This window comes from Paraburkholderia sp. (assembly GCF_050742655.1).
In the GTDB taxonomy this organism is placed as follows: Bacteria; Pseudomonadota; Gammaproteobacteria; order Burkholderiales; family Burkholderiaceae; genus Paraburkholderia.
Window position 1 is genome coordinate 12,749 of record NZ_JBOIGG010000017.1, and the last position, 25,424, is coordinate 38,172.

Genomic DNA, 25,424 nt, shown 5'->3' on the forward strand with positions numbered 1-25,424 from the left:
AAATCATGTCGATTACCCCACAGGAAGCACTCCAGCGCACGATCGAGCATCGCGAGATCTTCCACGACGAAATGCTGCACCTGATGCGCCTCATCATGCGCGGCGACATGTCGCCGGTCATGTCGGCAGCGATCATCACCGGGCTGCGTGTCAAGAAAGAAACCATCGGCGAAATCGCCGCGGCCGCGACGGTGATGCGTGAATTCGCGCTGCACGTCGACGTGCCGGACAACTCGAACTTCGTCGATATCGTCGGTACCGGCGGCGACGGCGCGCACACGTTCAACATCTCGACGGCGACGATGTTCGTCGCCGCGGCGGCCGGCGCGAAGGTAGCAAAGCACGGCAACCGCGGTGTGTCGAGCAAGTCGGGCAGCGCCGACGTGCTCGAGGCGCTCGGCGTGAACATCGATCTGCAGCCGGATCAGGTCGCTGCGTCGATCGCCGAAACGGGCATGGGCTTCATGTTCGCGCCGAACCATCATCCGGCGATGAAGAACATCGCGCCGGTACGCCGCGAACTCGGCGTGCGGACCATCTTCAACATCCTCGGCCCGCTGACCAATCCGGCCGGCGCGCCGAACCAGCTGATGGGCGTGTTTCACCCTGATCTCGTCGGCATTCAGGTCCGCGTGATGCAGCGTCTCGGCGCGAAGCACGTACTCGTCGTGTACGGGATGGACGGCATGGACGAGGTGTCGCTCGGCGCGACGACGCAGGTCGGCGAACTGCGTAACGGCGAAGTGCGCGAGTACGAAATCCATCCCGAAGACTTCGGCATGCAGATGGTGTCGAACCGCACGCTGAAGGTCGCGGACGCGAACGAATCGAAGGCGATGCTGCTCGAGGCGCTCGACAACACGCCCGGCGTCGCGCGCGAAATCGTCGTGCTGAACGCAGGCACCGCGCTCTACGCAGCGGACATCGCCGACTCGATCGCTGACGGCATCGGCATCGCGCGCGAAGTGATCGCGAGCGGCCGCGCGCGCGCGAAGGTCGACGAACTGGTCCGCTTCACCCAGCCATTCAGGCAGTAATTTTCGGTACGGAATTCTCATGAGCGATATCCTCGAACGCATCATCGACGTCAAGCGCAGCGAGATCCGCGCGGCGCAGCAGAGCGCGCCGCTCGAAGAACTGAAGCTCGAAGCGTCAGCGCGCGATCTGCGCGACTTCGTCGGCGCGCTGCGCGCGAAGCACGCGGCCGGCGTCGCGGCCGTGATCTCCGAAGTGAAGAAGGCGAGCCCGTCGAAGGGCGTGATACGCGAGCATTTCGTGCCCGCCGACATCGCGCAGTCGTACGCGAAGCACGGCGCCGCGTGCCTGTCGGTGCTGACCGACGTGCAATTCTTCCAGGGCAGCGCCGCGTACCTCGAAGAAGCGCGCGCGGCCTGCGATCTGCCGGTGCTGCGCAAGGACTTCATCGTCGATCCGTATCAGATCGTCGAAGCGCGCGCGATGGGTGCGGATGCGATCCTGCTTATCGCAGCCGCGCTCGATACACCGCAGATGCAGGACCTCGAAGCGTTCGCGCATTCGCTCGGGCTCGCGGTGCTGGTCGAGGTGCACGATCACGACGAACTTGCCGAAGCGCTGACGCTGAAGACGCCGCTGATCGGTGTCAACAACCGCAATCTGCGCACGTTCGAAACGTCGATCGAGACGACCATCAGCATGCTCGATTCGATTCCGGACGACCGTATCGTCGTCACCGAATCGGGCATCCTGTCGCGTGCGGATGTGGAGCGGCTGCGCGCACAGGACGTGAACACGTTCCTCGTCGGCGAAGCGTTCATGCGCGCGGACAACCCAGGCGCGGAACTCGCGCGGATGTTCTTCTGACCGGTTCTCCTGACTGAGCACGCGATGGGTATCGAACGTGAAATCAAGCTGGCGCTGCCGGCGGACCAGGTACCTGCGGCCACGCAATGGTTCGTCGCGCGCACCGGCCACGCCGGTGACCCGCTGCCGCTGGCAAACCGTTACTTCGATACGCCCGCGCTTGCACTCGCCCGCGCAAAAAGCGCGTTGCGTTTGCGGCAGACGCCGCAAGGCTGGCTGCAGACGTTCAAGACCATAGGTGTCGCGACCGGCGGCCTGCACAGCCGGCACGAATGGGAGATACCCGTCGCGGGTCCCGCGCTCGAGATCGATGCGCTGCTGCACGCCTGCGACGATGCATCCGCTGCAGATGCATTACGACACGCCGCGCCCGAACTGATCGAATTGTTTCGCACCGACTTCATGCGCACGATCTGGCACGTCGACCATGCTGACGCCCAGATCGAAGCAGCGATCGATATCGGCGAAGTGATCGCGGTGATCGACGGCAACACGCGGCGCGCACCGATCTGCGAAGTCGAGCTGGAGCTGAAGCGCGGCGGGAACGACGGCGACCGCGCGTTGCACGCACTCGCCGACGAACTGTGCGCCGCGGTACCGGGCCTCGCCCCCGACGACATCAGCAAGGCGCAGCGCGGCTACCGGCTGCGCGAACGCTGAACCCGCGCCTTGAGCTACCGCAGCTTTGCTGCGACACTTGCGCGTCATGACGTCCTCATCCCGATCCCGATCCCTCTCGCAGCCGTCGCAGCCTTCGCTGTTCGCCGACGAGCCCGCCCCCTCCGCCGTGCCGGCGCTACCATCCATGCAATCGCTCGAAGCACAGTTCGCTGCGCTACCGCCCGAGTGGCGCAAGCTGCTGCAACCGTTCATCGACAGTGACGCGTATGCGCCGCTATGTCGTTTCGTCGATGGCGAACGGGCAGCCGGCAAGACCGTGTACCCGGCGGACGTATTTCGCGCGTTGCGTCTGACCAGCCCCGACGACGTGAAAGTCGTGATCCTCGGCCAGGATCCGTATCACGGCGAAGATCGCGGCACGCCGCAGGCGCACGGTCTCGCGTTTTCGGTGCCGCCTTCGGTGCGGCCGCCGCCGTCGCTCAAGAACATCTTCAAGGAAATCGCGGCGAGCCTCGGCCATCCGCCGCCCGCTCACGGCTGCCTCGACGCATGGGCGCGGCAAGGCGTGCTGCTATTGAACACGGTGCTGACCGTCGAGCGTGACAACGCGGCAAGCCATGCGAAGCGCGGTTGGGAACGCTGCACCGACACGCTGATTCACGAACTCGCGCAGCGTCACGAGGGTCTCGTGTTCATGCTGTGGGGCGCGCATGCGCAGGCGAAGCGCGCGCTGCTCGGCGGCCGGTCGCACAAAGTGCTTGAGGCGCCGCATCCGTCGCCGCTGTCCGCTCATCGCGGCTTTCTCGGCTGCGGGCATTTCGCGCTCGCGAACACCTATCTTGTCGAGCAGGGTCGCGAACCGATCGACTGGCGCTTGCCCGAGACTGCGGAAACGCTCGCATAGACCCGACCCGACACACGACGCGCCCCAAAAAGCAAAACGCCACGGATAAATTCCGTGGCGTTTTGCTTTGTACGACTCCGCCACCGCGACAGCGGCAACGGTAAATCGGCAGACTTACGCTGCGGCAATCGCGTCGCGCGCGCCGGCGAGCGCGGCTGCGGCGGAGTCCGGGCCCATGTTCAGGCCTTCCGCGTAGATGAAGGTCACGTCGGTCATGCCGAGGAAGCCGAGGAACGTCTTCAGGTACGGCGTCTGGGTGTCGTTCGGCGTACCGTGGTACTTGCCACCGCGTGCCGACACGACGAACACCTTCTTGCCCGTTATGAGGCCTTCCGGACCCGACGCGCCGTAGCGGAACGAGATGCCCGCGCGAGCGATGAAATCGAAATACGTCTTGAGTTGCGACGAGATGCCGAAGTTGTACATCGGTGCACCGATCACGACGACATCGGCGGCCTGCAGTTCGGCGATCAGCGCTTCGCTGCGTGCGGACAGTGCCTGTTGTTCCGGGCTGCGCTGTTCGGCGGGCGTGAAGAACGCGCCGAGGATCGCATCGTCGAGGTGGGGCAGCGGCTCAGCCTGCAGGTTACGGACGACGACGTGCGCGTCCGGATGGGATTGCTTCAGCTTTTCCGTCAGTTCGTTTACCAGCAGCGTCGACTGCGCGCCTTGCGAGCGGGCGGCCGAATTGATTTGCAGGATCGTGGTCATCGTTTGACTCCAGTAGGGGCGCGCAGCGTTTGCGCGAGTGGAGCCATTGTGTTTTTTTGCGGCGCCGCGAAAAAGTACCGTCCCAGCGAAGCATTGTTGCAGCCATAGAACAATCCGACGTTCAGACGTTAGGGCAGACGTCGCAGCGTTTCGCTTTCGACAGTAAAGCGTAAGCCGCGCCTGCGGGGCCAGATGCAACGACCCCGGCCCGATCGACGCCTTATCGGCCGTTCAGCCAGCGTTCACGGGCCTTGCGCGGGGCGGCCTTGTCGCCCGTGGCTTCGAGCACATAACGGGTCACTTCCGGCGCGTCGAGTTCGACCTGCGCGACCCGCAGTTCGTCGCGCCGGAACGCATGAACCTCGACCTTCGCGCCTGGCAGATAACGCGCGAGCAGCGTGTCGAGATTGCTGCCGGTCACCCGCAGGCCGTCGATCGCGACCAGCACGTCGCCGGCCGACAGCCCCGCTTTCTGCGCGGCACTGCCGTCGTGCACGACGGCGAGCGTGCAGTCCGCGCCGTTGCGCACGCGTGCGCCGAGCGACGCGGGCGACGATTTCGCCTGTGCGTCCTGCGCGGGCTTCAGCGATACGCCGAACGGTTTCAGCAATTCGGCGAGCGGCAGATCGGCCGTGCCGTGCACGCCCTCGGCAAACAGTTCCGCGAGATCCGCGCCGGTCGCCTCGGCGAAGAGCGCCTCGACGTCCGCTTCGTCGATGCCGACCGGCTTGCCGTGATAGAAGTCGCGACCATAGCGTTGCCACAGCAGCCGCATCACGTCGTCGAGCGACTTGCGATGACCGGTCTGCGCGCGGATCGACAGGTCGAACGCGAGCGCGACGAGCGATCCCTTCGTGTAGTAGCTGACGATCGCGTTTGCGGCGTTCTCGTCCTGCCGGTAATACTTGACCCACGCGTCGAACGAACTCTCCGCGACGGTCTGCCGGAACCGGCCGCTGCCGCGCAACACGCCGCCCACCACCTTGCCGACCAGCCCGAAATAGTCGTCCGGCGAAATCACGCCGCTGCGCACGAGGATCAGGTCGTCGTAATACGACGTGAAGCCCTCGAACAGCCACAGCAGCGACGTCGTGTTTTCGCGCGACAGATCGTACGGCGCGAACGCGGCCGGCTTGATGCGCTTTACGTTCCACGTATGGAAGTATTCGTGGCTGCACAGGCCAAGATAGGTCCGGTAGCCTTCGGTCATCGCTTCGAGGCCCGCCACCGGCAGATCGCTGCGATTGCAGATGAGCGCCGTCGACGCGCGGTGTTCGAGACCGCCGTAGCCGTCGGTCACGGCCTGCGTCATGAAGACGTAGCGATCCACCGGCGCTTTCTTCGACTTCGGTTCGAACAGCGCGATCTGCGCTTCGCAGATGCGCTTCAGGTCGGCGGCGAGCCGCGGCATGTCGAGCCCGACCACTCGCCCCGCGATCACGATGTCGTGCGGCACGCCGTGCGCCTTGAACGTCGCGAGCGCGAATTCGCCGAGCGTGACCGGATGGTCGATCAGCTCGTCATAGTTCTGCGCGCGATATTCGCCGAAGCCGTACCGCTTCGTGCCGCGCGCTTCCGGCAGCGCGGTCGCGACGCGCCACTGACGATACTGGGCACCGTCCGGCCGGCGGATATCGACGACGCACGCCGCGTCTTCATGGCCCTCTACAGCGAGAAACACGCTCGTGCCGTTGAAGAAGCCGGTCGTGTCGTCGAGATGCGCGGCGCGCACCGACAGGTCCCACGCATAGACCTCGTAGCGCAGCGTCAACGCGCCCTTCACCGGCGCTGCCTGCCACGTGTGCTTGTCGGTCTTCGCGATACGCACCTTGCGACCCGCGTCGTTGAATGCGCGCAGCGTGACGATGTTGCGCGCGAACTCGCGCACCATGTAGCTGCCCGGAATCCACACGGGCAGCATGAAGCGTTGCCCGGCCGGATCGGGATCGGCGACGGTGACGGTGACTTCGAACAGGTGGGCGGCGGGTTGCTTCGGGACGATGCTGTAGCGGATCGGCTTCATCGGCGGGAGGAATGCGGGCGGAGAAAGAGGAGAGGAGAAAACTGCGACATGCAGATGGGAGACGCGTGATGCGCCTCCCGTTGCGTGCGGCGCTTAATGCACCGCCGACAGTTGCTTGTTCAGTTCGTCGGCGGGAATGGCGCCCGGCAGACGACGGCCATCCGCGAGGAACACGGTCGGCGTGCCGGTCACGTTCATCGCCTGGCCGAGCGCGAGGTTCTTGTCGATGGCTGCGGTATCGCAGGTGCCGGCGGCGGTCGGCGCCTGATGGTTCTGCATCCACGATTCCCACGCCTTCGCGCGATCAGTCGAACACCAGATCGACTTCGACTTCACTGCCGAATCGGGCGTCAGCACCGGGTACAGGAACGTATAGACCGTCACGTTATCGACCGACTTCAGCGTGTTTTCCAGCTGCTTGCAGTACGGGCAGTTCGGATCGGAGAACACCGCGATGCGACGGCTGCCGTTGCCCTTCACCACCTTCACCGCGTTCGCGAACGGCAGGCTCGCGAAGTCGATCCGGTTGGTTTCCGACAGACGCGCTTCGGTCAGGTTCTTGTGCGTCTTCGCATCGACGAGGTCGCCGAGCAGCACGTAGTCGCCCGTCGCGTCGCTGTACAGAATCTGCGTCCCGAGATTCACCTCGTACAGCCCCGCGATCGGCGATTTCGCCACGCCCTTGATCGTCACGTCGCCGAGGCGCGCCTGCAGGGTCGCCTTCAGTTTGTCGGTGGTCTGGTCGGCTTGCGCGGTGCAGCCGAGCGTCGCGGTGACGGTCGCGAGGACCAGCGCGGCGATACGGAGAGACTTGTTCATGCTGATTCCCTGATTCGTTCGCGCGCGCCGGATGCGCGCGCCTGCTTCGAGTGTTCCTGCCTGGCGCCCTTACCCCAGTGCCGCCGATACCAGCCAGCGCTTGACCAGCGGCTGCGCGCCGAGCACCGCCATACCCGCGTTGCGCACCACGCGCGCAAACGGCCCGGGCACCGCGAACAGCTTCTGCAGACCGTCGGTCGCGAGCATCAGCGCGCGGATGTCTTCGCGGCGCGACCGCTCGTAGCGGCGCAGCAGCACGGTATCGCCAGTATCGCGGAAGGCTTCTTTCTGCGCGACGACGTCGGCGAGCGAAGCCACGTCGCGCAACCCGAGGTTCATCCCCTGGCCCGCGAGCGGATGGATCAGATGCGCGGCATCGCCGACCAGCGCGACACGCGGTGCGATCAGACGGTCGACCGTTTGCAGCGCGAGCGGAAAGCCCTTCGCCGGCGTCACGCATTCGAGGCCGCCCAGCACGCCCTGCGACACGCGCTCGACTTCGGCCGCGAGTTGCGCCGGATCGAGCGCGAGCAGTTCGTCCGCATGTTCGGTGCGCGCCGACCAGACGAGCGACACGTGGCCGTCGGGCAGCGGCAGCAGCGCGACGATCTCGCCGTCGCGAAACCATTGATATGCGGTCTCGCGATGCGGCCGCTCGGCCTTGAAGTTCGCGACCACACCGGTTTGCCGGTAATCGCGCCGCGTCACGTTCGACTCGATCTGCGCGCGCACCCACGAGTGCGCGCCGTCCGCGCCGACGACCAGATCCGCGGCGATCGCGCGGCCGTTCGCGAGCGCGACGGTCGCGCCGGTGGGCGTCACGTCGAGACCCTGTGCGCGCGTGTCGAGCCACGTGAGGTTGGCCTGGAAGCGCAGCGCGGCGTCGAGCGCCCGCTCGATCAGCGACGACTCCGCGATCCACGCGAGTTGCGGCACCGATGCCTGGAACGCGGAGAAATGCAGTTCGGCATGCGCATCGCCGAACACGCGCATGTCGTAGACCGGCGCCAGTTTCGACGCATCGAGCGCCTGCCATACGCGCAACCGCTCGAACAGCGCCTGCGAACTCGCCGACAGCGCATAGACCCGCGCGTCGAAGGCTTCGTCGGCGGGCTGCGGCGCGCACGGCTGCGCGAGCAGCGCGACGCGCAGTCCGCCCTGCGTCAACGCGAGCGCAGCGGTCTTGCCGACGAGCCCGCCGCCGATCACGGCGGCGTCAAAGGTCTGGGTATGGGTCATCCGGGCATTATAGCTGTGGGGGGCGGTCCGGATGGGGTGGGGGCAACGGCTATTGAGACAGCGACCGGTGCCGGAGCGGACGATGCGTTCGTCCCCAAAGGCTTGCGAGTAGACGGGTCAGCGGATGCAATCGCGATCCGTCTCACTTTGCTTCCCAAAACAGTATGAATTTAGCCTGACCCAGGCGAGCCTTGCTCTATCGCCTTGCGGATGATTTGACGGAACCGCGTGTAAATATCAATCCGCCGGCAATTGCCGACGATATCCCCGCAACGAAACCCCAGCGCAAGGCGAACACCAGTGCACGCGCACCGCATGCGTCGCTGCATTCGACGGTTCCCGCTGGCAGGTCGATGTAAAGCGCGAAAAGCCCTCCAGCTAATGCCCCAAAAACGAACAGGGACGTAATAGTTAGCGTTGCTCTCATGCGATTTCCCAGAACAGGACAAGTTTAGAGTCCGCAAGATTCGAGTAAAGGTTCTCCGGGCCGACGCCAATGAAGGATAGCGGGTTCCATATCCAGCTTATGCCAAGCGTAAATCGAAGGGTAGTCTCGGAGCTTGGAGTAAGTCGATCTCCATTCCACAAATCAATATGATCTCCCGTCGGGGTTTTTTCTTTGAGATTGCGCCGCCAATAACTGCCAAAGAAAATGATCCCTGTTTTGCCTTTTACTTTATCTCGCCAGTCCGCTCCCGTCACGGTCTCCGGCGACGGACAACCGGCAAAAGGACGACGCCGCAGCCACTCCGACACTTCTTTTGCTCGAAGCATATGGCTAGGAGGATGACCATGGAACCAGCATTTCTCGCCCTTGAATGACTTGTTGGTGATGCCTGTACCCGCGAGACATGTACCAAAGCGAATAGCGCATTCGTCCTCGAAGGCCGGTTCGCCAGTAGACGGGTCGATACACGGGTCGGAATGGGGATACGCTCTCCACAACTCGGCGAAGGTGACAACCTTCAACGTCACTTCCTTTATTGAACCCGGCGTGGTGTTCGTTCTAACAATTGTCTTCCGGTTCGGCATCGCTCAGGCTCCATCCTGCTTTGCGAGAGCTTCATCGCCCCAGTGCACCGTGTAGTCTTCGCAAGAATCGGTATAGACGCGCGGCAAGCGCCCACTTTTATCAAGATGGCCTGAAGCGATTCGGGTACCCGCGTTCTCGATAACATACGGATAGCCTTCGAGTACCGCACCGGGAGCAACGACGCGCACCTGTTCGTCATAGGGTTGTCTGTCTGACTGTGTCGATGCAACGACACCGCCCGAGCCCTCAAGCCCACCACCACCCTCAAGAAAAATCCCCGGATTACTCCCTACGATGACCCGGTTTTTCCCGCACGGACACAACACCCGATCCCCATCAATCACGACATCGCGGCCTTTCTCGGACATTCCCTTGCCCGTGCCGAAAATCCTGAATGTGCCTTTGCAGTTGCGGCAGGTCGCCAGATCGCCACTTAGTGCAACCTTCCTGGTGCCATCGTGGATGGTGGACGACAAGGCGATGACAACGCCGCCGGTCGTCGTGGGATCGCCGTGCCTGATCGCGGCCTTACGCATGATGTCTGTCTCGCACACGCGATGAGCCTGTCGCGGCAAACAGGCACATCGTTTCGTTCTCCCGCTGCTTCGGCATCGCTGACACGCTCCTCGTAAAACGTTCGTGGCCTACTCACACGACGCTAACGTGTCCCGCACGGGTCGATGTCAACAATTGTCACCGCGAGAAAACCTCCGCCGCCGGCCTCATGCAGCCGCTACCGCGAAGCCACCCCAGTTCCTCCCGCCTCACCAAACCACGCCCCCGAAAGAGTTACAATTGCGCTCTTTCGAGCACAAAACCCGTACAAAACCGTGCCCATGCGCCGGCCTCGTACCGTTTGTCTCGTCCCGGATTCACCTTGCGACTGCCCGCTCCAGTTGTCACCGAGCGCTGTGACCCACGTCGACCGGTCGCAAATCCACTGATTGATTAAAGGTCTTCCATGAGCCTCAAATGCGGCATCGTCGGCCTGCCGAACGTCGGCAAGTCCACCCTGTTCAACGCACTGACCAAGGCCGGCATCGCCGCCGAAAACTATCCGTTCTGCACGATCGAACCGAACGTCGGCATCGTCGAGGTGCCGGACGCGCGTCTGAACGCACTCGCCGAGATCGTCAAGCCGGAGCGGATCGTGCCGGCCGTCGTCGAATTCGTCGACATCGCGGGCCTCGTTGCGGGCGCGAGCAAGGGCGAAGGGCTCGGCAACCAGTTCCTCGCGAACATCCGAGAAACCGATGCGATCACGCACGTCGTGCGCTGCTTCGAGGATGACAACGTGATCCACGTCGCGGGCAAGGTCGATCCGCTGTCGGACATCGAGGTGATCAACACGGAGCTCGCGCTCGCCGACCTCGCCACCGTCGAAAAGTCGCTGTCGCGCTACTCGAAGGCCGCGAAATCGGGTAACGACAAGGAAGCCGGGAAGCTCGCCGCCGTGCTGGAAAAAGTCCGCGCGCAGCTCGACCAGGCGAAGCCGGTCCGCGCGCTGTCGCTGTCGGACGATGAAGAGGCGATCCTCAAGCCGTTCTGCCTGATCACCGCGAAACCCACGATGTACGTCGCGAACGTGATGGACGATGGCTTCGAGAACAACCCGCATCTCGACGCAGTCCGCCGCCACGCGGAAGCGGAAAACGCACCGGTCATCGCGGTGTGTGCAGCGATCGAAGCGGAGATCGCCGATCTCGCCGACGAAGACAAGGAAGTCTTCCTCGCCGACATGGGCATGGAAGAGCCAGGTCTGAATCGCGTGATCCGCGCGGGCTTCAAACTGCTCGGTCTGCAGACCTACTTCACCGCCGGCGTGAAGGAAGTACGCGCGTGGACGATCCACATCGGCGACACGGCGCCGCAGGCAGCCGGCGTGATCCACACGGATTTCGAGCGCGGCTTCATCCGTGCGCAGACCATCGGCTTCGCGGACTTCGTCGCGTACAAGGGCGAACACGGCGCGAAGGAAGCCGGCAAGATGCGCGCCGAAGGCAAGGAATATGTCGTGCACGACGGCGACGTGATGAACTTCCTGTTCAACGTCTGACGACGAACCACACCCCGGATTGACGACCCCATGGACCTTGCGCCATGGGGTCGTGAAGAACCTGCGTCAGGTCAGCGTCGACGTCATTGCGCGCCCGACGTCTTGTCCACACCGGTTACCGTCTTGTACGGTGGCACGGCCTTCGGGTCGTTCATCGTCTTGTCGATCACCTGATCGACGTCGGCGGTCTTTCCGAGTTCGACCAGAAACTTCTGCTTGTCGAAGTCCGGCGACACGCATCCTTCCACATAGATAAAACGCCGTTGCAGCGTGAGCCACAGCGTCGTGCTGTCACGCCAATGGGTCGCGTAGTTGATGTTCGTCAGGCGCCGTCCAACCGCCTCCTCGATCTCCTTGTCGTACAGATAGCCGTTCGACAGCCGGCAACGCCCCTCCACCCAGCAGCTGTTGCCGCGCTCGATCCGGTAATGCGCCTCGTCGAGCCACTCCTGCTCGGTCTCGAGCGGCCCGAGCGGCACCGGGCAATCGGCGATCGCCTTCGAGACCTGGAAGAACGGATCGTGGCCGCGGTTCACGCGCGTTTCGTCGGCGAGCGTCACCTGGCTTGCCAGCGAAATCACGAGTGCCGCGATGCGGCAACCGGTCAGGTATTTCATCGGCGTCCTTCTCCTTTGCGTTCTCTGGCATCGAGCATCGGCACGTCGTCGGCAATCATACTGCGCGGGCCTGCCCACTTGCGCGCGAGCAGCGCGACGCGCCTCGCTTCGGCCAGACAATACGCGCACGCGGCGCCGACGATAGCGCCATCCATCACCACGAAGTCGACGTTCAAATCAGTTTCTCGCGATCCAGCCAGGCCACGACCGCGTTCGCTGACTGCTCCGCATTCCATTGCGCGGTGTCGAGACGTAGCTCCGGTTGTTCGGGCGCCTCGTAGGGCGAGTCGATACCCGTGAAATGCGTGATGAGTCCGCTGCGCGCCTTGCGATAGAGGCCCTTCGGATCGCGTGCCTCCGCGACCTCGAGCGGTGCGTCGACGTGGATTTCGACGAACTCGCGTTCGCCGAACAGTCGCCGTGCGGCGAGCCGCTGCTCGCGAAACGGCGAGATGAACGTGACGAGCACGATCAGTCCGGCATCGACCATCAGCCTCGCGACCTCGCCGGCACGCCGCACGTTCTCGACGCGATCCTCATCGGTGAAGCCGAGATCGCGGTTGAGCCGCTGACGCACGTTGTCACCGTCAAGCACAAAGCAGTGGCGGTTGCGCGCGAAGAGCCGCTCGTCGACGAGATTCGCGATCGTCGATTTACCCGCTCCCGACAAACCGGTGAACCATAGTACGCACGGCTGCTGGTTCTTCTGCGCAGCGCGGGCTTCGGCACCGATCGTCACGTTCTGCCAGATGAGATTGTTTCCACTCATGGACGAATTCTCCAGACACCCCGCGTGGGCTTAGGGCTGCGATACCGCCGCCGTGCGACGCAACGCCGCAAGCGGGACAAGACCTGCCGACGCGACCGCGAATACGAGCATAACCGCGTAGATCGCCGGGTAGCCGGTGCGGCTCGCGACGAAGCCCGCAGCGATACCGCCCGCGGCCACGCCGAGATCCCAGAACGACGTGAACATCCCGAGCGCGGCGCCGTGCTGCGAGGTATCGGTGTTGCGGATCACGACGAGCGCAAGCGACGGATACAGCAGCGACAAACCAAGCCCCATCGTAAAACCGCCAGCTACCGCAACAGCAAGCGAAGGCGCGATGCCGACCAGCGCAAGGCCGCACGCCTCGACAAGCGCGGCGCCCAGCGCGACGCGGTATGGTCCGAGCTTGTCGGGCAGGTGACCGAGGAAGAGCCGCGACCCGACATACGCGAAGCCGAACACGTTGAACGCCAGGATGCCATTGTCGATGCCCCGCTTCGCCATGTGCAGCGAAACGAACGACGCGAGTGCCGCATAACCCATCGATGCAAACGCGAGCGCTATACCAGGCACGAATGCCGTACCCGGAAAGAACGCCGTCTTTTTCGCCGCGCGGACACGTGCCGGCGCCGCCTTGCGCGAAATCAGCAGCGCGCCCACCACCGGCGTGACCGTGCAGACCGCCCAGACCGACCCGAAATCGAGCGCCTTCATGAGCATCACGCCGGCGAGCGCGCCGAGCGTGACGCCAGTCCACATGCTAACGCCGTACAGGCCGACGATCTTGCCGCGCCGCTCGGCCGGCGCGAGTGCGACGAGCCACGTTGCGCCGGCCGTGAACACCGCCCCCTCGCCGATGCCGTGCAGCACCCTGACCGCGACCAGCGCGTCCAGGTTCGACGCCACCGCATAGCTCGCACCCGCGAGCGCGCAGAGCACGGCCCCGGCCATCATCAGTGTCTTGTGGCCGATGCGATCGGACAGACGCCCGGCGATGGGCCGCGTAATCACCACGGCCACCGCGATCGCAGCGATCACCGTACCGACGCTGACGTCGCCGCCGCCCATCCTGTCTTTCACGTAGAACGGCAGGACGGAAAGCGTCGCACCGATGCCGAAGTGACAACAGAAAAGGCCGAGAAAAAGCGGCATGTAAGTCCCGTAGAACCGCCACCCCGATGTCTTGACGCTGGCTTCAGTGCGCTCGTCCATCTGTCGCTCCCTGTCCCGTTACTGAGCTAGTCACCACTGTCTCCTCCACACCGCGCCGCTAGCCCGGCATCGCGTGGAAAAAGTGTGTCGGCAGATGGACGGCGAGCCCCTCATAAATTTCCGCGCAAACCGCCAGACCGTCGCTCGCAAACGTGCCGGCGGGCGGCGTACCGACGCGGATCACCGACTTGCCCGTATGAAGCAGACGCGCGGCCACCGCGAAATCGCCGACGAGCGCACAACCCGGCGCGACCATCCGCGTGCGCACGATGATCGTGCCGTTCGCCTTCAGGTCGGCGAGGATGCTGCCCTTGCCGAGCATCTGATGATAGTAGTCGACGGAATTGACGATCATCGCGTGCGCGGTCGCGCCGTTCTGCTCGATCTCGTTGCAGGCGGCCAGCACGCCGTCGACATAGCTGCCCGAATACTTGAGCTGCGTCACGCCGGGGTAGTTCAGAAGCCCGTTGGGGCCGAGCGTCAGCGCCTGGTTCTCGGCGGTCGCGAGCCGCACCAGCAGACGGTAGTCGATGAACTCGGCGATCGCCCGCTCGTCGGCGAAGAGCGCTTCGGGAAGCTGCACCCATCCGGAGATCGGCCGCACGGCAGCCTCGCTCGTGCCGAAGCGGAACGTTGCTTCTTGACGGAGCGCCCCTTCGAAGACATCTCCCGTCTGGCCCGCGGGCGGCCGGCTCTCGGACCAGAAGCGGCTCGTCGGCGTGTCGATGCGGCGCTTCCGGAACAGCTGGCTCACCATCAGGCGCGGCCGGTCCTGCGTCGGCTTGAACGCCTCGGTGATCGTGTAATCGAAATGAACCTCGGTGTTCGGACCATGGACGACGAACGCGCGGGCAAATGCCTCGCCCGACGAAAGCTGCTCGACTGCATCGACCGCGGATGGATTGCCTGACATGAGCTTGCCTCGCTATAAGGAGAAAACGGATTGAAGAACCAGACGCGATACTGAAGACGGGTCACCGGATCGCATGGCAAACCAGTCGCTCGTAAAACGGACGATGGTGCTCGAAGTACTGCTTGAGCATCGGGTGGTTGTCGACCGTCGCCTCATAGTCGTGGTGCTGCGCGCTGAATCCCGAGCTTTGCGACACGCCCGTATGCCACTGCCGCGTGCGCTGCCATTCGGGCCGGTCCTCGGGCTGCCATGTCAGCGCATGGTCGAGGAACGGCAGCCCGGTCTCGCAGCACCAGCGCGCGATGACCGCTCGCGGGTCCGCGATGAGCCGCTCGGCGTCGATCACGATCGGTAACGAGGACTTCAGGCCGCGCACGAGTTCGAAGATCTCGAACAGGTGCTCATAGCCCACCTCGGGACAGGTGATCGTGGGCTTCATGTGATATAGCGAACTGATCGTCCGATGCGGCTCGCGCACGATGAATGTGTGCTCGAAATCGGCGATCGCTTCGGGATGCTCGAACAGATAGCGGTAGCGGTGCTCGACCGTGTCCTTGAAGAACACGGGACGCGTCTGCGCCAGCGCGCGCATCTGCGCGAACAGCGCGGCCTCCGATTCCACTTCGACGGTCGAGCCGTCGACCTCCGGCACGCTCACGCGCCCGGTATCGATCAGTGTGACGAGCGGCTCATGGATCACGGTCACGTCGCCGCGCTCGAGCATCATGCGCAGGAACGCCGTCGACATCGCCCGCTGATGGGCCCACATCGCGATGATCTTGTTCACGCATCACCTCCCTTGATCCGTCGCAATCATTGCGACCACGCAGTCGGCAGACGATCCCAACGATGCCGGCGTAACTCCGCCAGCAGCTCGGGCGACAGCGGCGGCGCATCGCTCACGGCCATGTTGGCCCGCACGTTCGCGATCTGTCGCATGCCGGGAATCACCGTCGACACGGCCGGGTGATGAAGAATGAAACGCAGCGCGAGTTCCGGCAGCGTGGCGCCGTCGGGCACGATGCGCTTCAGCGCGTCGGCCCGCTCGACCGTCGGTCCGAGATTCTCCGGACCGAAGTAGGTGCTGCGCCAGTCTTCGGGCGGGAAGGTGCTCGTTCGCGTCAGCGTGCCGGTCAGGCCGCCTTCGTCGAAAGGCACGCGCGCGATGATCCCGATGTCGCGTTCCAGCGCCACGCGGAACAATTCGTCTTCGGGCGCCTGATCGAAAATGTTGTAGATCACCTGGATCACGTCGATGAGCCCGGTCTCGATCGCCTTCACGCAATTGCCCGGCTCCCAGCGATTCACGCTGATCCCGATGCCCTCGATGAGACCTTCGGCACGCAGGTCGCTCATCGTGCGCTGCCACGATTCGTCGTTGGCCCAGCGGTCGTCCCACACATGGAATTGCATCAGGTCGATCCGGTCGACACCGAGATTCTCGATACTGCGCTGGGTGTACTCGCGAATGTGCGCGGCCGGAAACACGTCGTCGAGCGTGTCGTTGGCGCGAGGCGGCCACTCGCGGTTCTTCGGTGGAATCTTCGTCGCGACGTACAGCCGACGATCAGAATGCGCATGCAGCACGCGACCCAGCATCTGCTCGCTGATACCGCGTCCGTAGACCCATGCGGTGTCGAAAAAATTGCAGCCGGCTTCGACTGCCGCATCGAGGCAGAGAGGCGCGGTGTCGTAGTTGGCACCAGTGAAATTGCCCGGGCCGCCGGCAATGCCCCACATGCCGTAGCCGATCTCGCTAACCTGCCAGCCGAGACGTCCCATCCTTCGGTAATGCATCGCGACTCCTCGCTTGTAACTACCTTGTGTCATTCGTATCAAGCAGCACCCAGCAACTGACGGCCATATCGGGCAATCGCGTTGTCCAGATCAACGCCCGCGAGACCATGCGTCCGTTCGAGCGCATCGCAACCCGCCCGGTCGAAGAGACCGGGATTGTCCGTCAGCAAAACCGAGAACGTCGCGGCCAGCGCGGCCTCGTCGTTTTGCGCGGACGGCAGCAACCGGCGCAGCAAACTGAGTTCGTGTGATCCATGCTGCGCGATGTGCGCGTCCAGCGCGGCAAGCCATTGCCCGCACGAGAGCGTATCGAGCGTGGCGCCGGCATGCGAAAACGCTTCGGTGAAGCACACGCTCCGCGGATGGAATACGTGGTACGTACGGTCCCATGCGTCGATATCGAAGACTGCCGATACCACGCGGGACGCGACGTAGTCGACCGGCGACCAGTCCGAACGCATCGGCACGGAGGGTCTCGCGTTCAGCTGCGCCATCGCCGTCAGCAGGAAGTGCGTGAGCGCCCGCGGATTCGGTACACAACGTGCTCCCTCGCCGCCCGACGGCATCACCTCGCCGAGCCGGAACACCGTGACCGGCAATCCGGTCAGACGTGCGTCGAGCAGCATCCGTTCGGCGATCCACTTCGAGCGGCTGTAGCCGGAACGCGGAATGATCGCGTGGCTGGGATCGAACGCTTCGTCGAGCGGCGAAGTGCGGCGCGCGGCTTCCTGCTCGAACGCGCCGAGCGTCGACACGAAGAAGAACGGCTTCTCGCGACGCTCGAGCGACAGGCGCAGTAACTGCTGCGTCGCGAGCACGTTCGACGCTCGATGCGCACGATAGTCGTAAGCGAAATTGACGAGCGCTCCGCAGTGGACGATCGCGTCGCAGCGCGCGGCGAGTGCGTCGCGATGCGATGGGTCGAGGCCGAGTCCCGGTGCGGCGAGATCGCCGCCGACCGCATGAAGTCTCCCCGCATAACGCGCATCCCACAGATGCTTTTCGTCGAAGCATTCGACCAGCCTGCGCTGCGGATCGCCGTCCGTGCGCAGCAGGACGACGACCTCCAGATCGTCGTCGCGATCCAGCAGCGCCTTCGCGAGATAATTGCCGACGAAGCCGGTGCCGCCCGTCAGCAGCACGCTGCGAGGTGCGTGTCGTCGGGCCAGCGATGGCATGTACCGTGCGTCACGCGTCTCGCGGTTACCGATGCTCGCGTCCGCAGCCGGCGATATGTCGAACAGCTTCCCGTGCGCGGTCGCGAAGAAGCGCGCATCGCGCTCCATCAGCGCCTCTTCGGGTTCGCCCGTATCGCCGCCTGCAAGCAGATGCTCGATGTGCCGGCCGGCCTTCGCCGCGCTCGCATGCGCGAGCAGATCGCTGACGCTAAAGCGCAGCGCAAACAGACGCTCGAGTTCAATCGCCGTCGCAAGCGCGTTGAGCGAGTCCCCGCCGGCTTCGAAGAAGTCGTCGTCGACGCCGAGATCCGCGCAGCGCAACTGCGCACCAAACACCGCCAGCACGCGCGCGATCACGTCGTCATCTGCGACGGGCACGGCGTGAAGCATCTGAAGATTGGTGTCGGCGAGATAGTCGTCGAGCTGTTCCTGCAGGACCTTGCGATTCACTTTCCCGCTTTCCGCCAGCGGCATCGAGGCGAGCACGAAGTAATGCCGCGGCAGGGACGCGCGCGGCAGAACCCCGCGCAGATGCCGCTCGATTGTCGTGCGGTCGAGATCCGCTGCGCCGGTCACGAAGAGTGCAATCGACCGCGTGCCGCGCTCGCCCGCGACGAATGCCTTCGCGTGATGCACATGGGGGCAGCGCTCCGCGGCCGCCTCGATCTCGCCGAGTTCGATCCGCACGCCGCCCACCTTCACCTGAAAGTCCTTGCGGCCGACAAAACGCAGTTCGCCGTGGCTGTCGAAATAGCCGAGATCGCCGGTACGGTAGAGCGTCGCACCGGGAATCGTCGGGAACGGGTTGTCGATGAACACGTGCCCGGTCAGTTCGGGTCGTCCGACGTAGCCGGCGCCGACGCAGATACCCCCGATCAGCAACTCGCCGCACGCGCCGGGCGGCAGCGGTCGCAGCTCAGGGTCGACGATGACGACATAGCAGTTGTCGATCGGGCGGCCAATCGGGATCGACATGCCGTCTGCCGCCTCAGCCGGATGAAAGACCATGCCGATCGACGTCTCCGTCGGACCATACGCGTTCGTGATCCGCAGATGCGGCAACAGCGTGCGCATCTTGTGAACCATCGGCGGCGTAATTTCCTCGCCGCCCACGATCAACTCCGCGAGCGTCGAGAGCTTCGCGCAAACCTGGTCGTCGTGTTCGGCGAGTGCAACGATCTGATTGAACACGCTCGGCACGAAGTCCGTCATCGTGACGCGATAGCGCGCGATCGTGTCGACCGTCGTCTCGAGATCGAGGAAAGCACCCTGCTTCGGAATCACGACTTTCGCGCCGGTCGTCAGCGGCCAGAACAGTTGCCAGACCGACGAGTCGAACGTGTGCCGACTGTTTTGCAGAATGCACGCGCTGTCGCCTGCCACACGATCGAAATAGCGCGACATGAAGCGGAAGCGGTTTGCGAGCCCGCCGTGCAGGTTCAGCGCGCACTTCGCGCGACCCGTCGTGCCCGACGTGAAAATGCCGTAGATCGCATCGCCCGGTTCGATCCCGACATCGGGCCGCGCGCGCTGCGGCTCGAGCAGATCGACGTCGATCGCGAGCGCGCCGGCGCGAAATGCCGCGGGCAAATCGTCTGCGTTTGCGCAGACCACGACGTCGCTCGACAGCTCCTCCAGTGCCTGCACGAGACGCTCGACAGGCCAGGCATGATCGAGCGGCACGAACGCGGCGCCGAGCTTCATCAGCGCGTGATACGCGACCGGCATCTCGAGACTGTTCACGAGCAGCACCGGAACGATCGAGCCTTTCACCACGCCGCGCGTGGCGAGTTCGACAGCAAAGGCATTCGCCAGGCGATCGAACCCGGCGTAGGTGAGCCAGCGGCCATCGAAGCAAAACGCGGGACGTGCCGGGTGCCGGTCGACGCTGTCTTCGATCATCCGTGGAATCGCACGCCACGCACCGTTGTCGTACGCTTCGCCCGCGAGTGCGCCGACCACGCTCTCGAACGAAGCGGAGCCGAGACCGCGCGCGGTGCCAGGCGTCGCCTCCGGATCAGTGAGCAATTCGTGCAGGATTTCCGCATACAGCTCGGCGACCGCGTCGCACGCCTGCGCCCACGGATCATCCTCCGCGCAGACGGCGATCACCGACAGCATGTCTTCGCCGAGCCGGCACAGGATGCGCACGGCTGCCCGCCCCGCATTCAGTTCGACGGGGCGACTGATCAGGTCGACCTGCATCGCCCGATCGGGGACGTCGGCGCTGCGCGCGGCATCGAGCAGGCGTAGCGCCTGATCGCGCGGCGCGAAGTTCAGCGACTCGTAGGGCCACTGGGTCCAATGCGCGATGCCGGGCACTGTGTCGCGACGGTGGCGGCTATCGACCGTCACCGGCAAATAGCGGTCGAGTCGTGTGCATGTCTCGATCGCGGCGAGCGCGGCCGTCAGTGTGAGTGTCGGGACATCCGCGGCCGGTTCGATCCGTCGCACGGGCCTCGCATAATGGCCGAGTATCTGAACGGCGTATTGATGTGATATCGGACTCGATACAGAAGTTGATATCGGAGTCGATATCGCCGCATCGGCAATATCAAACGCGCTGGCCGCATTCTCGTTTTCTGAAGTCGTTAAATGTGTTCGCACCATTTTTTGTATGGGTAGACACAGAAAGCCACGACAATCGGATACGTCGGTCCAGACCGACGCGCTTATACACGCATGCTGCACTCCAGCAAACTGCTGCCGCGGTTCCGAAAACTGAAAGCGAGATATCACCGACGGTAAGGCCGCCGTCGAGCGGATACCTGAAATATGACGTCGTTATGTTTTTATCGCGCGCCCCGACCCTGGGTGAGGCATTGGATTATTTCTTTAGCGGATGAATCGCCGGCACGATTGGAGCAAGCCATTTTTCGATTGTCAACTGCGATTCGATGGCAAAAACTTTGCGGTCCGCGAACCTCGTAGTTTCGACTGGTCCGGTTTTATCGGGTCGTTTAAATCCTGAAGAGCGACGCCGTTTACTTCTTTTACGGCATCCGTTTTTCCTGCGAATTTTCCGTAGTCGAACGCTCGCGCAAAATCGCTATCTGAAAACCTCTACGTACTTCGATATTTCGATACTTCAATACATCGGGCACGTTCGCCCCAACCTTGCGAAGGTCTTGCACAAGGTCACGCCCGACCTCCATCACCACAGGCATATGGTTAAACAAACTGTCCGATAGTATGCTTCGGTGCAAGGTGCGGCACTCGAGCTTTGTCATGCCGATGACGAAGTTCTCGTTGATAGTTCGGAATGCTTTCCCGGTCTACTCGCAGGATAGGTCTTGTCCAAAGGGGAGTCCCAACAGGTCATGTCTGAGCCGACTGAATACGTCTTCAAGCCGCATGAGCGGCCAACGCTGCCCGGCTCTCCCTACAATCCAGACCATCCTGGCGCACGGCGCGCCGGATATTTCGTGGTCGGTTGCCTGCTCGGCATCACGCAAGGCCTGGGCAACGCGCTGGTCACGGTGAATCTGAACTTCGCTCAAGGCACGCTCGGTCTCTTCAGCAACGAGGCCAACTGGCTGAGCGCCGCCTACTTCATGGTCTACGTCTCGGCCAATCTGATGCTGGTGAAGTATCGCCAGCAATTCGGCCTGCAGGCCTTTATCCGCTACACCCTCGTGGTGTATGCGCTGATCAACCTGCTGCACCTGTTCGTTGAAACGTTCTGGATGGCGGTGGCCGTGCGCGCGGTCAGCGCCGTTGCCGCAGCCGGCCTGACGACGCTGGCCATCACCTACCTGCTTCAGGCGATGCCCACGCCGAAAAAGATGCACGGCATCATGATCGGCATCAGCATTCCCCAGCTTGCCGTTCCGCTCGCGCGCATCCTGTCGCCCGGGCTGCTGAATGCGGGCGACTGGCACATGCTTTACTGGTTCGAGTTCGCGATGGCGCTCGCGTCGCTCACCGCGGTGATGCTGCTGCCCTTACCGCGCAGCGACCGCACCAAAGTATTCGAGCCGCTGGACTTCCTCACCTTCGCCCTGCTCGGACCAGGCCTCGCGCTGCTGATCGCCGTGGTTTCCGAAGGACGGATCGAATGGTGGCTCGAGCGTGCATGGATGGGATGGTCGCTGGCTGCCGGCATTGCGCTGGTCGTCGCAGGGCTGCTGGTCGAACATCGACGTGCGAGCCCGCTGATCAATACGCGATTTCTGAGCAGACGCGAGATGGTGCGGCTGATCCTGGTCGCAGCGGCGATCCGTATTCTGCTTTCCGAACAGGCTTTCGGCTCGGTCGGGCTGTTGACGATATTCGGCATGCTCAACGATCAGATGATTACGCTTAACCTGATCATCCTGAGCGCTTCGATCGCCGGAATCGCGGTCAGCGTATTGACCTTCAGGGCGGACAACCCCGCCTCAGCGGTTCGGCTGGCCACGCTCCTCATCGCGATTGGCGCATTCATGGATGCCGACGCGACCAACCTCACGCGGCCGGAGAATTTCTACTTCACCCAGGCGCTGATCGGGTTCGCGTCGCTGCTGTTCCTCGGGCGTGCGATGGTAATCGGTATGGCGCAGATGCTACTGTCGGGCGGACAGAATTACGTCAGCTTCGTGGTGCTGTTCAATATCAGCCAGAGTGTCGGCGGACAGGTCGGCACCGCGTTGCTTGGCACCTTTCAGATAATGCGCGAGCGATTCCATTCAAACGAACTGGTGCAGACCATCACGCTGGCCAATCCGGTAATCGCCGCACGAATCCGTGCGAATGGCGTGGCTGGGTTTTCGCAGATCGTGTCGCGTGAAGCCAATATCCTTGCGTATAACGATGTATTCCTGCTCGTTGGGGTACTCGCTGTGATGACATTGATCTGGGGTTTGGTGATTCGTTGGTCGATACGGCGGCGTAACGAGCTTTCGCCGATCATCGTTCTCCAGCAGAAAATAATGCAGGCACAGGCTGCACAAGCCGCACAAGCCGCACAAGCCGCACAAGCCGCTCATCAAAAATAACGACGGAAAGGGAACGTGATTCGATGAATACACCGAACGCAGGGCCGTCGAAGGCCGCCAACGAGCCGCCTGCTGCTGCCGCTGCTACAGCGGACCCGCTAGGCCCGCCGCGCGGATGGCGCCCACCCGAGAAAAATCAGGCGACCATCATCGGCATCGTGGTGCTCGCGATCATCGCGATACTCGTCATCCTGTACGCATGGCGGTTGCCACCGTTCTCCAGCTTGCCGGAAAAGACCGATAACGCCTACGTGCGCGGCTTCGTGACGGTCATCAGCCCACAGGTGAGCGGTTATGTCACGACCGTGCCGGTCAGCGACTTCGCCGAGGTGAAGGCCGGACAAGTGCTCGTGACGATCGACGACAGCACCTATCGCGCCCGGGTCGAGCAGGCCCAGGCCAACCTCGCCGCGCAGCGGGCCACATTCGCCAATTCCGCACAGTCGCAGCGCTCGCGCGAAATCGCCATCGAGGGCCAGGAAGCGAATATCGCGAGTGCCCGCGCGCAAGTCGTCCGCACCCAGGCAGACATGCGTCGCGCCGATGCGCTGGTCAAAGATGGCTCGCTGTCGAGACGCGAACACGACCAGGCCCGCGCCGCGCTGCTCGCCGCGCAGGCCAGCTTGCAGCAAGCCGAGGCCAGTCGCGCGATCGGCTCGGAAGATGTTCGCACCGTGCTTGTCGCGCGTCCGGGACTGAAAGCCGCGATCGATGCGAATCAGGCCGCGTTGCTCAGTGCGCAAATCGACCTGGGCCACACGATCATCCGTGCGCCCGTCGACGGACAGCTTTCCGAGGTGAGCGTGCGTAACGGCGCCTATGTCACCGCGGGTACCCAGTTGATGTCGCTGGTCCCGCACAGCGTATGGATCGTCGCCAATTACAAGGAAGCGCAGACCCGCCACATGCGCGTCGGTCAGCCCGCAACGTTCGAGGTCGATGCGCTCGGCGGCGCCGAACTGCGCGGCCATATCGAAGAAATTGCACCGGCGACGGGATCGGAATTCGCGGCGATTCGATCCGACAACGCGACCGGGAATTTCGTCAAGGTGGCGCAGCGTATCGCCGTGCGCATCAACGTCGACCCAGGGCAGGAACTGGCAAAACGGTTGCGGCCAGGCATGTCGGTCGAGACCTCGGTCGATACTCGCGGCGATAGACAATGAGCTGCCGCGTTCCTCTCCTCGTTCTTGCCCTCGCCATGCTGACGGCCTGTAACGGACCACCAGTCAAGACCGCGGCAGTGCCCGACGTCACACCGCCTGCGACGTGGCGTACCGACGCCGGACCGACGATGCCGCTGGACACCGCCTGGTGGCGGCAATTCGGCGATCCGGTCCTGACTGCGCTGGTCGAAAAGGCGCTGGCCAACAATACCGATATCAACGTCGCCATCAGTCGCGTGCGCGCAGCGCGTGCCAATGTGCAACTGGCTCGTGCAGCGCTTCTGCCGACGCTCGATTTCAACGCCGGTGGTGTGCGCTCGACCAGCGTCGGCCCCTTCGGCGAACCGCTTCACCAGAGTGGCGGGCAGTTCGAGGTCGAAGCGGCGTGGGAGGTGGATCTGTTCGGCCGGCTGTCGGATCAACGTTCAGCGGCACGCGATGCGTATCTGGCCAGCGAAGCAGCACGGGACGCGACGCGGTTGTCGATTGCCGGTTCGACGGCGAGCGGCTACATCACGCTGCTGAGCCTCGACGCCCAATTGAAGATCGCGCACCAGACGCTGGCTGCGCGCAAGGATTCGCTGCGTCTTGCGAAGCGGCAGTTCGATGAGGGTTATTCGTCGAAGCTGGAGCTGCAACAGGCGCAGGCGGAATACGAATCGACCGAGCAACTCATTCCCAGCACCGAACTGGCTATTGCCAGGACCGAGAATGCATTGAGCCTGCTCACCGATGAAACGCCGGCAGCGATCGAGCGCGGTGGAATCTTCGATGCGTTGGCTGAGCCCAGCATCCCTGCGGGTCTGCCGTCGAGCCTGTTGCGCCGCCGCCCCGATGTCGCGGAGGCGGAGTATCAACTCGCGGCAGCAGACAAGTCACTGCTCGTGGCACGGAAGAATTTTCTGCCGCAGGTGCAGCTATCGACCGCGCTCGGTCGGTCCTTTTCCACCGCACAGATTGACCCGATCACGATCTGGTCGCTGGGCGGCAGTATTCTCGCTCCGTTGTTCGAGGGCGGAAGGCTGACCGCCGAGGCCGAGAAGGCCGGCGCGCAGCGCGATCAGGCAGCGTTCGCCTATCGCGGCACAGTGCTGACTGCCTTCCGCGAAGTGGAAGACGCGCTCGCTTCGGCAAAGGACTACGACGAGCAGTTGACGCTCGTCAAAGCGCAGCGCGATACGCTGGTCGAAACGTTGCGCATCGCCACCAATCGCTATCGCGAAGGCTATACGACCTATCTGGATCAGCTCGATGCACAGCGTAATCTGCTCTCGGCGCAACTCAGTGTCGTGCAGATCCGCGCCAGCGCGCTGAGCTCGCGTGTGCAGCTTTATCAAGCGATGGGCGGTGGCTGGAGCGCCGATAGTATCGATCAGGCGAAGGCGGAATAGTCACGGAGACCGTCGCCTCAACGTCCAGCGACGAAGCGCGCACAGACCTGGGGCATCTTCACCCTCTCTCCCGGAAAGCCGCGCACCACCGTGGCTTTCTTTGTCGTCCGCCGCGCCGTCATCCGCGTTTCTGCCGATGCGGGGTTCGGCGAGACGG

Annotated in this window: 21 protein-coding genes and 1 pseudogene; 8 read left to right on the forward strand and 14 right to left on the reverse strand. The window is 63.6% G+C overall.

Annotation, left to right across the window (positions count from 1 at the left end; translation table 11 throughout):
* Positions 1 to 5: 5 nt before the first annotated feature.
* From trpD to ACREXZ_RS22360, 4 genes are read left to right on the forward strand one after another with little or no spacing between them, the layout of a single operon-like run.
* Positions 6 to 1,037 (forward strand): anthranilate phosphoribosyltransferase, encoded by a 1,032-nt coding sequence (trpD, locus tag ACREXZ_RS22345; protein ID WP_431766302.1) that lies wholly within the window; start codon positions 6 to 8, stop codon positions 1,035 to 1,037.
* A gap of 19 nt (positions 1,038 to 1,056) precedes the next feature.
* Positions 1,057 to 1,842: an indole-3-glycerol phosphate synthase TrpC gene (gene trpC, locus ACREXZ_RS22350; RefSeq protein ID WP_431766303.1), complete on the forward strand. Its 786-nt coding sequence runs from the start codon at positions 1,057 to 1,059 to the stop codon at positions 1,840 to 1,842.
* Positions 1,843 to 1,866: 24 nt separating this feature from the next.
* The gene (locus tag ACREXZ_RS22355) at positions 1,867 to 2,502 is read left to right on the forward strand and encodes a CYTH domain-containing protein (RefSeq protein ID WP_431766304.1); all 636 of its coding nucleotides are present in this window, start codon (positions 1,867 to 1,869) and stop codon (positions 2,500 to 2,502) included.
* Between the two features lie 46 nt (positions 2,503 to 2,548).
* Complete coding sequence (locus ACREXZ_RS22360) at positions 2,549 to 3,367, forward strand: uracil-DNA glycosylase (protein WP_431766305.1); 819 nt, start codon at positions 2,549 to 2,551, stop codon at positions 3,365 to 3,367.
* Positions 3,368 to 3,481: 114 nt separating this feature from the next.
* Here the strand turns inward: ACREXZ_RS22360 and ACREXZ_RS22365 are convergent, their stop codons facing one another.
* The 6 genes from ACREXZ_RS22365 to ACREXZ_RS22390 form a co-directional block, all read right to left on the reverse strand.
* A complete protein-coding gene (locus ACREXZ_RS22365) occupies positions 3,482 to 4,078 on the reverse strand; it encodes an FMN-dependent NADH-azoreductase (protein ID WP_431766306.1) in 597 nt (198 codons plus the stop codon).
* A 220-nt stretch (positions 4,079 to 4,298) separates the two neighbouring features.
* Complete coding sequence (locus ACREXZ_RS22370; RefSeq protein ID WP_431766307.1) at positions 4,299 to 6,101, reverse strand: M61 family metallopeptidase; 1,803 nt, start codon at positions 6,099 to 6,101, stop codon at positions 4,299 to 4,301.
* A gap of 93 nt (positions 6,102 to 6,194) precedes the next feature.
* The gene (locus ACREXZ_RS22375) at positions 6,195 to 6,920 is read right to left on the reverse strand and encodes a DsbC family protein (RefSeq protein ID WP_431766308.1); all 726 of its coding nucleotides are present in this window, start codon (positions 6,918 to 6,920) and stop codon (positions 6,195 to 6,197) included.
* Positions 6,921 to 6,989: 69 nt separating this feature from the next.
* Entirely contained in the window at positions 6,990 to 8,159 is a 1,170-nt protein-coding gene (locus ACREXZ_RS22380) for a UbiH/UbiF family hydroxylase (RefSeq protein WP_431766309.1), read from the reverse strand.
* A gap of 423 nt (positions 8,160 to 8,582) precedes the next feature.
* A complete protein-coding gene (locus ACREXZ_RS22385; protein WP_431766310.1) occupies positions 8,583 to 9,191 on the reverse strand; it encodes a T6SS effector amidase Tae4 family protein in 609 nt (202 codons plus the stop codon).
* 3 nt (positions 9,192 to 9,194) lie between these two features.
* Complete coding sequence (locus ACREXZ_RS22390; RefSeq protein WP_431766311.1) at positions 9,195 to 9,728, reverse strand: PAAR domain-containing protein; 534 nt, start codon at positions 9,726 to 9,728, stop codon at positions 9,195 to 9,197.
* A gap of 425 nt (positions 9,729 to 10,153) precedes the next feature.
* Between ACREXZ_RS22390 and ychF the strand changes: the two genes are divergently transcribed.
* Positions 10,154 to 11,248: a redox-regulated ATPase YchF gene (ychF, locus tag ACREXZ_RS22395; RefSeq protein WP_431766312.1), complete on the forward strand. Its 1,095-nt coding sequence runs from the start codon at positions 10,154 to 10,156 to the stop codon at positions 11,246 to 11,248.
* Positions 11,249 to 11,331: 83 nt separating this feature from the next.
* Here the strand turns inward: ychF and ACREXZ_RS22400 are convergent, their stop codons facing one another.
* The 8 genes and pseudogenes from ACREXZ_RS22400 to ACREXZ_RS22435 form a co-directional block, all read right to left on the reverse strand.
* Complete coding sequence (locus tag ACREXZ_RS22400) at positions 11,332 to 11,865, reverse strand: hypothetical protein (protein WP_431766313.1); 534 nt, start codon at positions 11,863 to 11,865, stop codon at positions 11,332 to 11,334.
* A complete protein-coding gene (locus ACREXZ_RS22405) occupies positions 11,862 to 12,041 on the reverse strand; it encodes a hypothetical protein (RefSeq protein ID WP_431766314.1) in 180 nt (59 codons plus the stop codon). Before ACREXZ_RS22405 ends, ACREXZ_RS22400 begins: the two co-directional genes overlap by 4 nt.
* A pseudogene (gene cysC, locus ACREXZ_RS22410) lies at positions 12,038 to 12,658 on the reverse strand (adenylyl-sulfate kinase); the annotation flags it as partial. The gene ACREXZ_RS22405 and the pseudogene cysC, both read right to left, overlap by 4 nt.
* A 6-nt stretch (positions 12,659 to 12,664) precedes the next feature.
* Positions 12,665 to 13,846, reverse strand: a complete 1,182-nt coding sequence (locus tag ACREXZ_RS22415) for an MFS transporter (RefSeq protein WP_431766315.1) — start codon at positions 13,844 to 13,846, stop codon at positions 12,665 to 12,667.
* Between the two features lie 58 nt (positions 13,847 to 13,904).
* The gene (locus ACREXZ_RS22420; protein WP_431766316.1) at positions 13,905 to 14,759 is read right to left on the reverse strand and encodes a family 3 encapsulin nanocompartment shell protein; all 855 of its coding nucleotides are present in this window, start codon (positions 14,757 to 14,759) and stop codon (positions 13,905 to 13,907) included.
* Positions 14,760 to 14,820: 61 nt separating this feature from the next.
* A complete protein-coding gene (locus ACREXZ_RS22425; protein ID WP_431766317.1) occupies positions 14,821 to 15,546 on the reverse strand; it encodes a hypothetical protein in 726 nt (241 codons plus the stop codon).
* A gap of 26 nt (positions 15,547 to 15,572) precedes the next feature.
* The gene (locus tag ACREXZ_RS22430) at positions 15,573 to 16,556 is read right to left on the reverse strand and encodes an aldo/keto reductase (protein ID WP_431766318.1); all 984 of its coding nucleotides are present in this window, start codon (positions 16,554 to 16,556) and stop codon (positions 15,573 to 15,575) included.
* A gap of 38 nt (positions 16,557 to 16,594) precedes the next feature.
* Positions 16,595 to 20,188 (reverse strand): non-ribosomal peptide synthetase, encoded by a 3,594-nt coding sequence (locus tag ACREXZ_RS22435; RefSeq protein WP_431766319.1) that lies wholly within the window; start codon positions 20,186 to 20,188, stop codon positions 16,595 to 16,597.
* 866 nt (positions 20,189 to 21,054) lie between these two features.
* Here ACREXZ_RS22435 and ACREXZ_RS22440 point away from each other — a divergent pair.
* The 3 genes from ACREXZ_RS22440 (at position 21,055) to ACREXZ_RS22450 (ending at position 25,267) form a co-directional block, all read left to right on the forward strand.
* Entirely contained in the window at positions 21,055 to 22,710 is a 1,656-nt protein-coding gene (locus tag ACREXZ_RS22440; protein WP_431766320.1) for an MFS transporter, read from the forward strand.
* 251 nt (positions 22,711 to 22,961) lie between these two features.
* Positions 22,962 to 23,876: an HlyD family secretion protein gene (locus ACREXZ_RS22445; protein ID WP_431766321.1), complete on the forward strand. Its 915-nt coding sequence runs from the start codon at positions 22,962 to 22,964 to the stop codon at positions 23,874 to 23,876.
* A gap of 35 nt (positions 23,877 to 23,911) precedes the next feature.
* Positions 23,912 to 25,267, forward strand: a complete 1,356-nt coding sequence (locus ACREXZ_RS22450; protein ID WP_431766442.1) for an efflux transporter outer membrane subunit — start codon at positions 23,912 to 23,914, stop codon at positions 25,265 to 25,267.
* The last annotated feature ends 157 nt before the right edge of the window (positions 25,268 to 25,424 follow it).

Coding starts and splice junctions, on each gene's coding strand:
- ACREXZ_RS22440 (WP_431766320.1), top strand. CDS start 21,055: ATGTCTGAGCCGACTGAATACGTCTTCAAGCCGCATGAGCGGCCAACG.
- ACREXZ_RS22385 (WP_431766310.1), bottom strand. CDS start 9,191: ATGCCGAACCGGAAGACAATTGTTAGAACGAACACCACGCCGGGTTCA.
- ACREXZ_RS22360 (WP_431766305.1), top strand. CDS start 2,549: ATGACGTCCTCATCCCGATCCCGATCCCTCTCGCAGCCGTCGCAGCCT.
- ACREXZ_RS22390 (WP_431766311.1), bottom strand. CDS start 9,728: ATGCGTAAGGCCGCGATCAGGCACGGCGATCCCACGACGACCGGCGGC.
- ACREXZ_RS22415 (WP_431766315.1), bottom strand. CDS start 13,846: ATGGACGAGCGCACTGAAGCCAGCGTCAAGACATCGGGGTGGCGGTTC.
- ACREXZ_RS22355 (WP_431766304.1), top strand. CDS start 1,867: ATGGGTATCGAACGTGAAATCAAGCTGGCGCTGCCGGCGGACCAGGTA.
- ACREXZ_RS22380 (WP_431766309.1), bottom strand. CDS start 8,159: ATGACCCATACCCAGACCTTTGACGCCGCCGTGATCGGCGGCGGGCTC.
- trpD (WP_431766302.1), top strand. CDS start 6: ATGTCGATTACCCCACAGGAAGCACTCCAGCGCACGATCGAGCATCGC.
- ACREXZ_RS22375 (WP_431766308.1), bottom strand. CDS start 6,920: ATGAACAAGTCTCTCCGTATCGCCGCGCTGGTCCTCGCGACCGTCACC.
- ACREXZ_RS22430 (WP_431766318.1), bottom strand. CDS start 16,556: ATGCATTACCGAAGGATGGGACGTCTCGGCTGGCAGGTTAGCGAGATC.
- trpC (WP_431766303.1), top strand. CDS start 1,057: ATGAGCGATATCCTCGAACGCATCATCGACGTCAAGCGCAGCGAGATC.
- ACREXZ_RS22370 (WP_431766307.1), bottom strand. CDS start 6,101: ATGAAGCCGATCCGCTACAGCATCGTCCCGAAGCAACCCGCCGCCCAC.
- ACREXZ_RS22400 (WP_431766313.1), bottom strand. CDS start 11,865: ATGAAATACCTGACCGGTTGCCGCATCGCGGCACTCGTGATTTCGCTG.
- ACREXZ_RS22365 (WP_431766306.1), bottom strand. CDS start 4,078: ATGACCACGATCCTGCAAATCAATTCGGCCGCCCGCTCGCAAGGCGCG.
- ychF (WP_431766312.1), top strand. CDS start 10,154: ATGAGCCTCAAATGCGGCATCGTCGGCCTGCCGAACGTCGGCAAGTCC.
- ACREXZ_RS22420 (WP_431766316.1), bottom strand. CDS start 14,759: ATGTCAGGCAATCCATCCGCGGTCGATGCAGTCGAGCAGCTTTCGTCG.
- ACREXZ_RS22450 (WP_431766442.1), top strand. CDS start 23,912: ATGCTGACGGCCTGTAACGGACCACCAGTCAAGACCGCGGCAGTGCCC.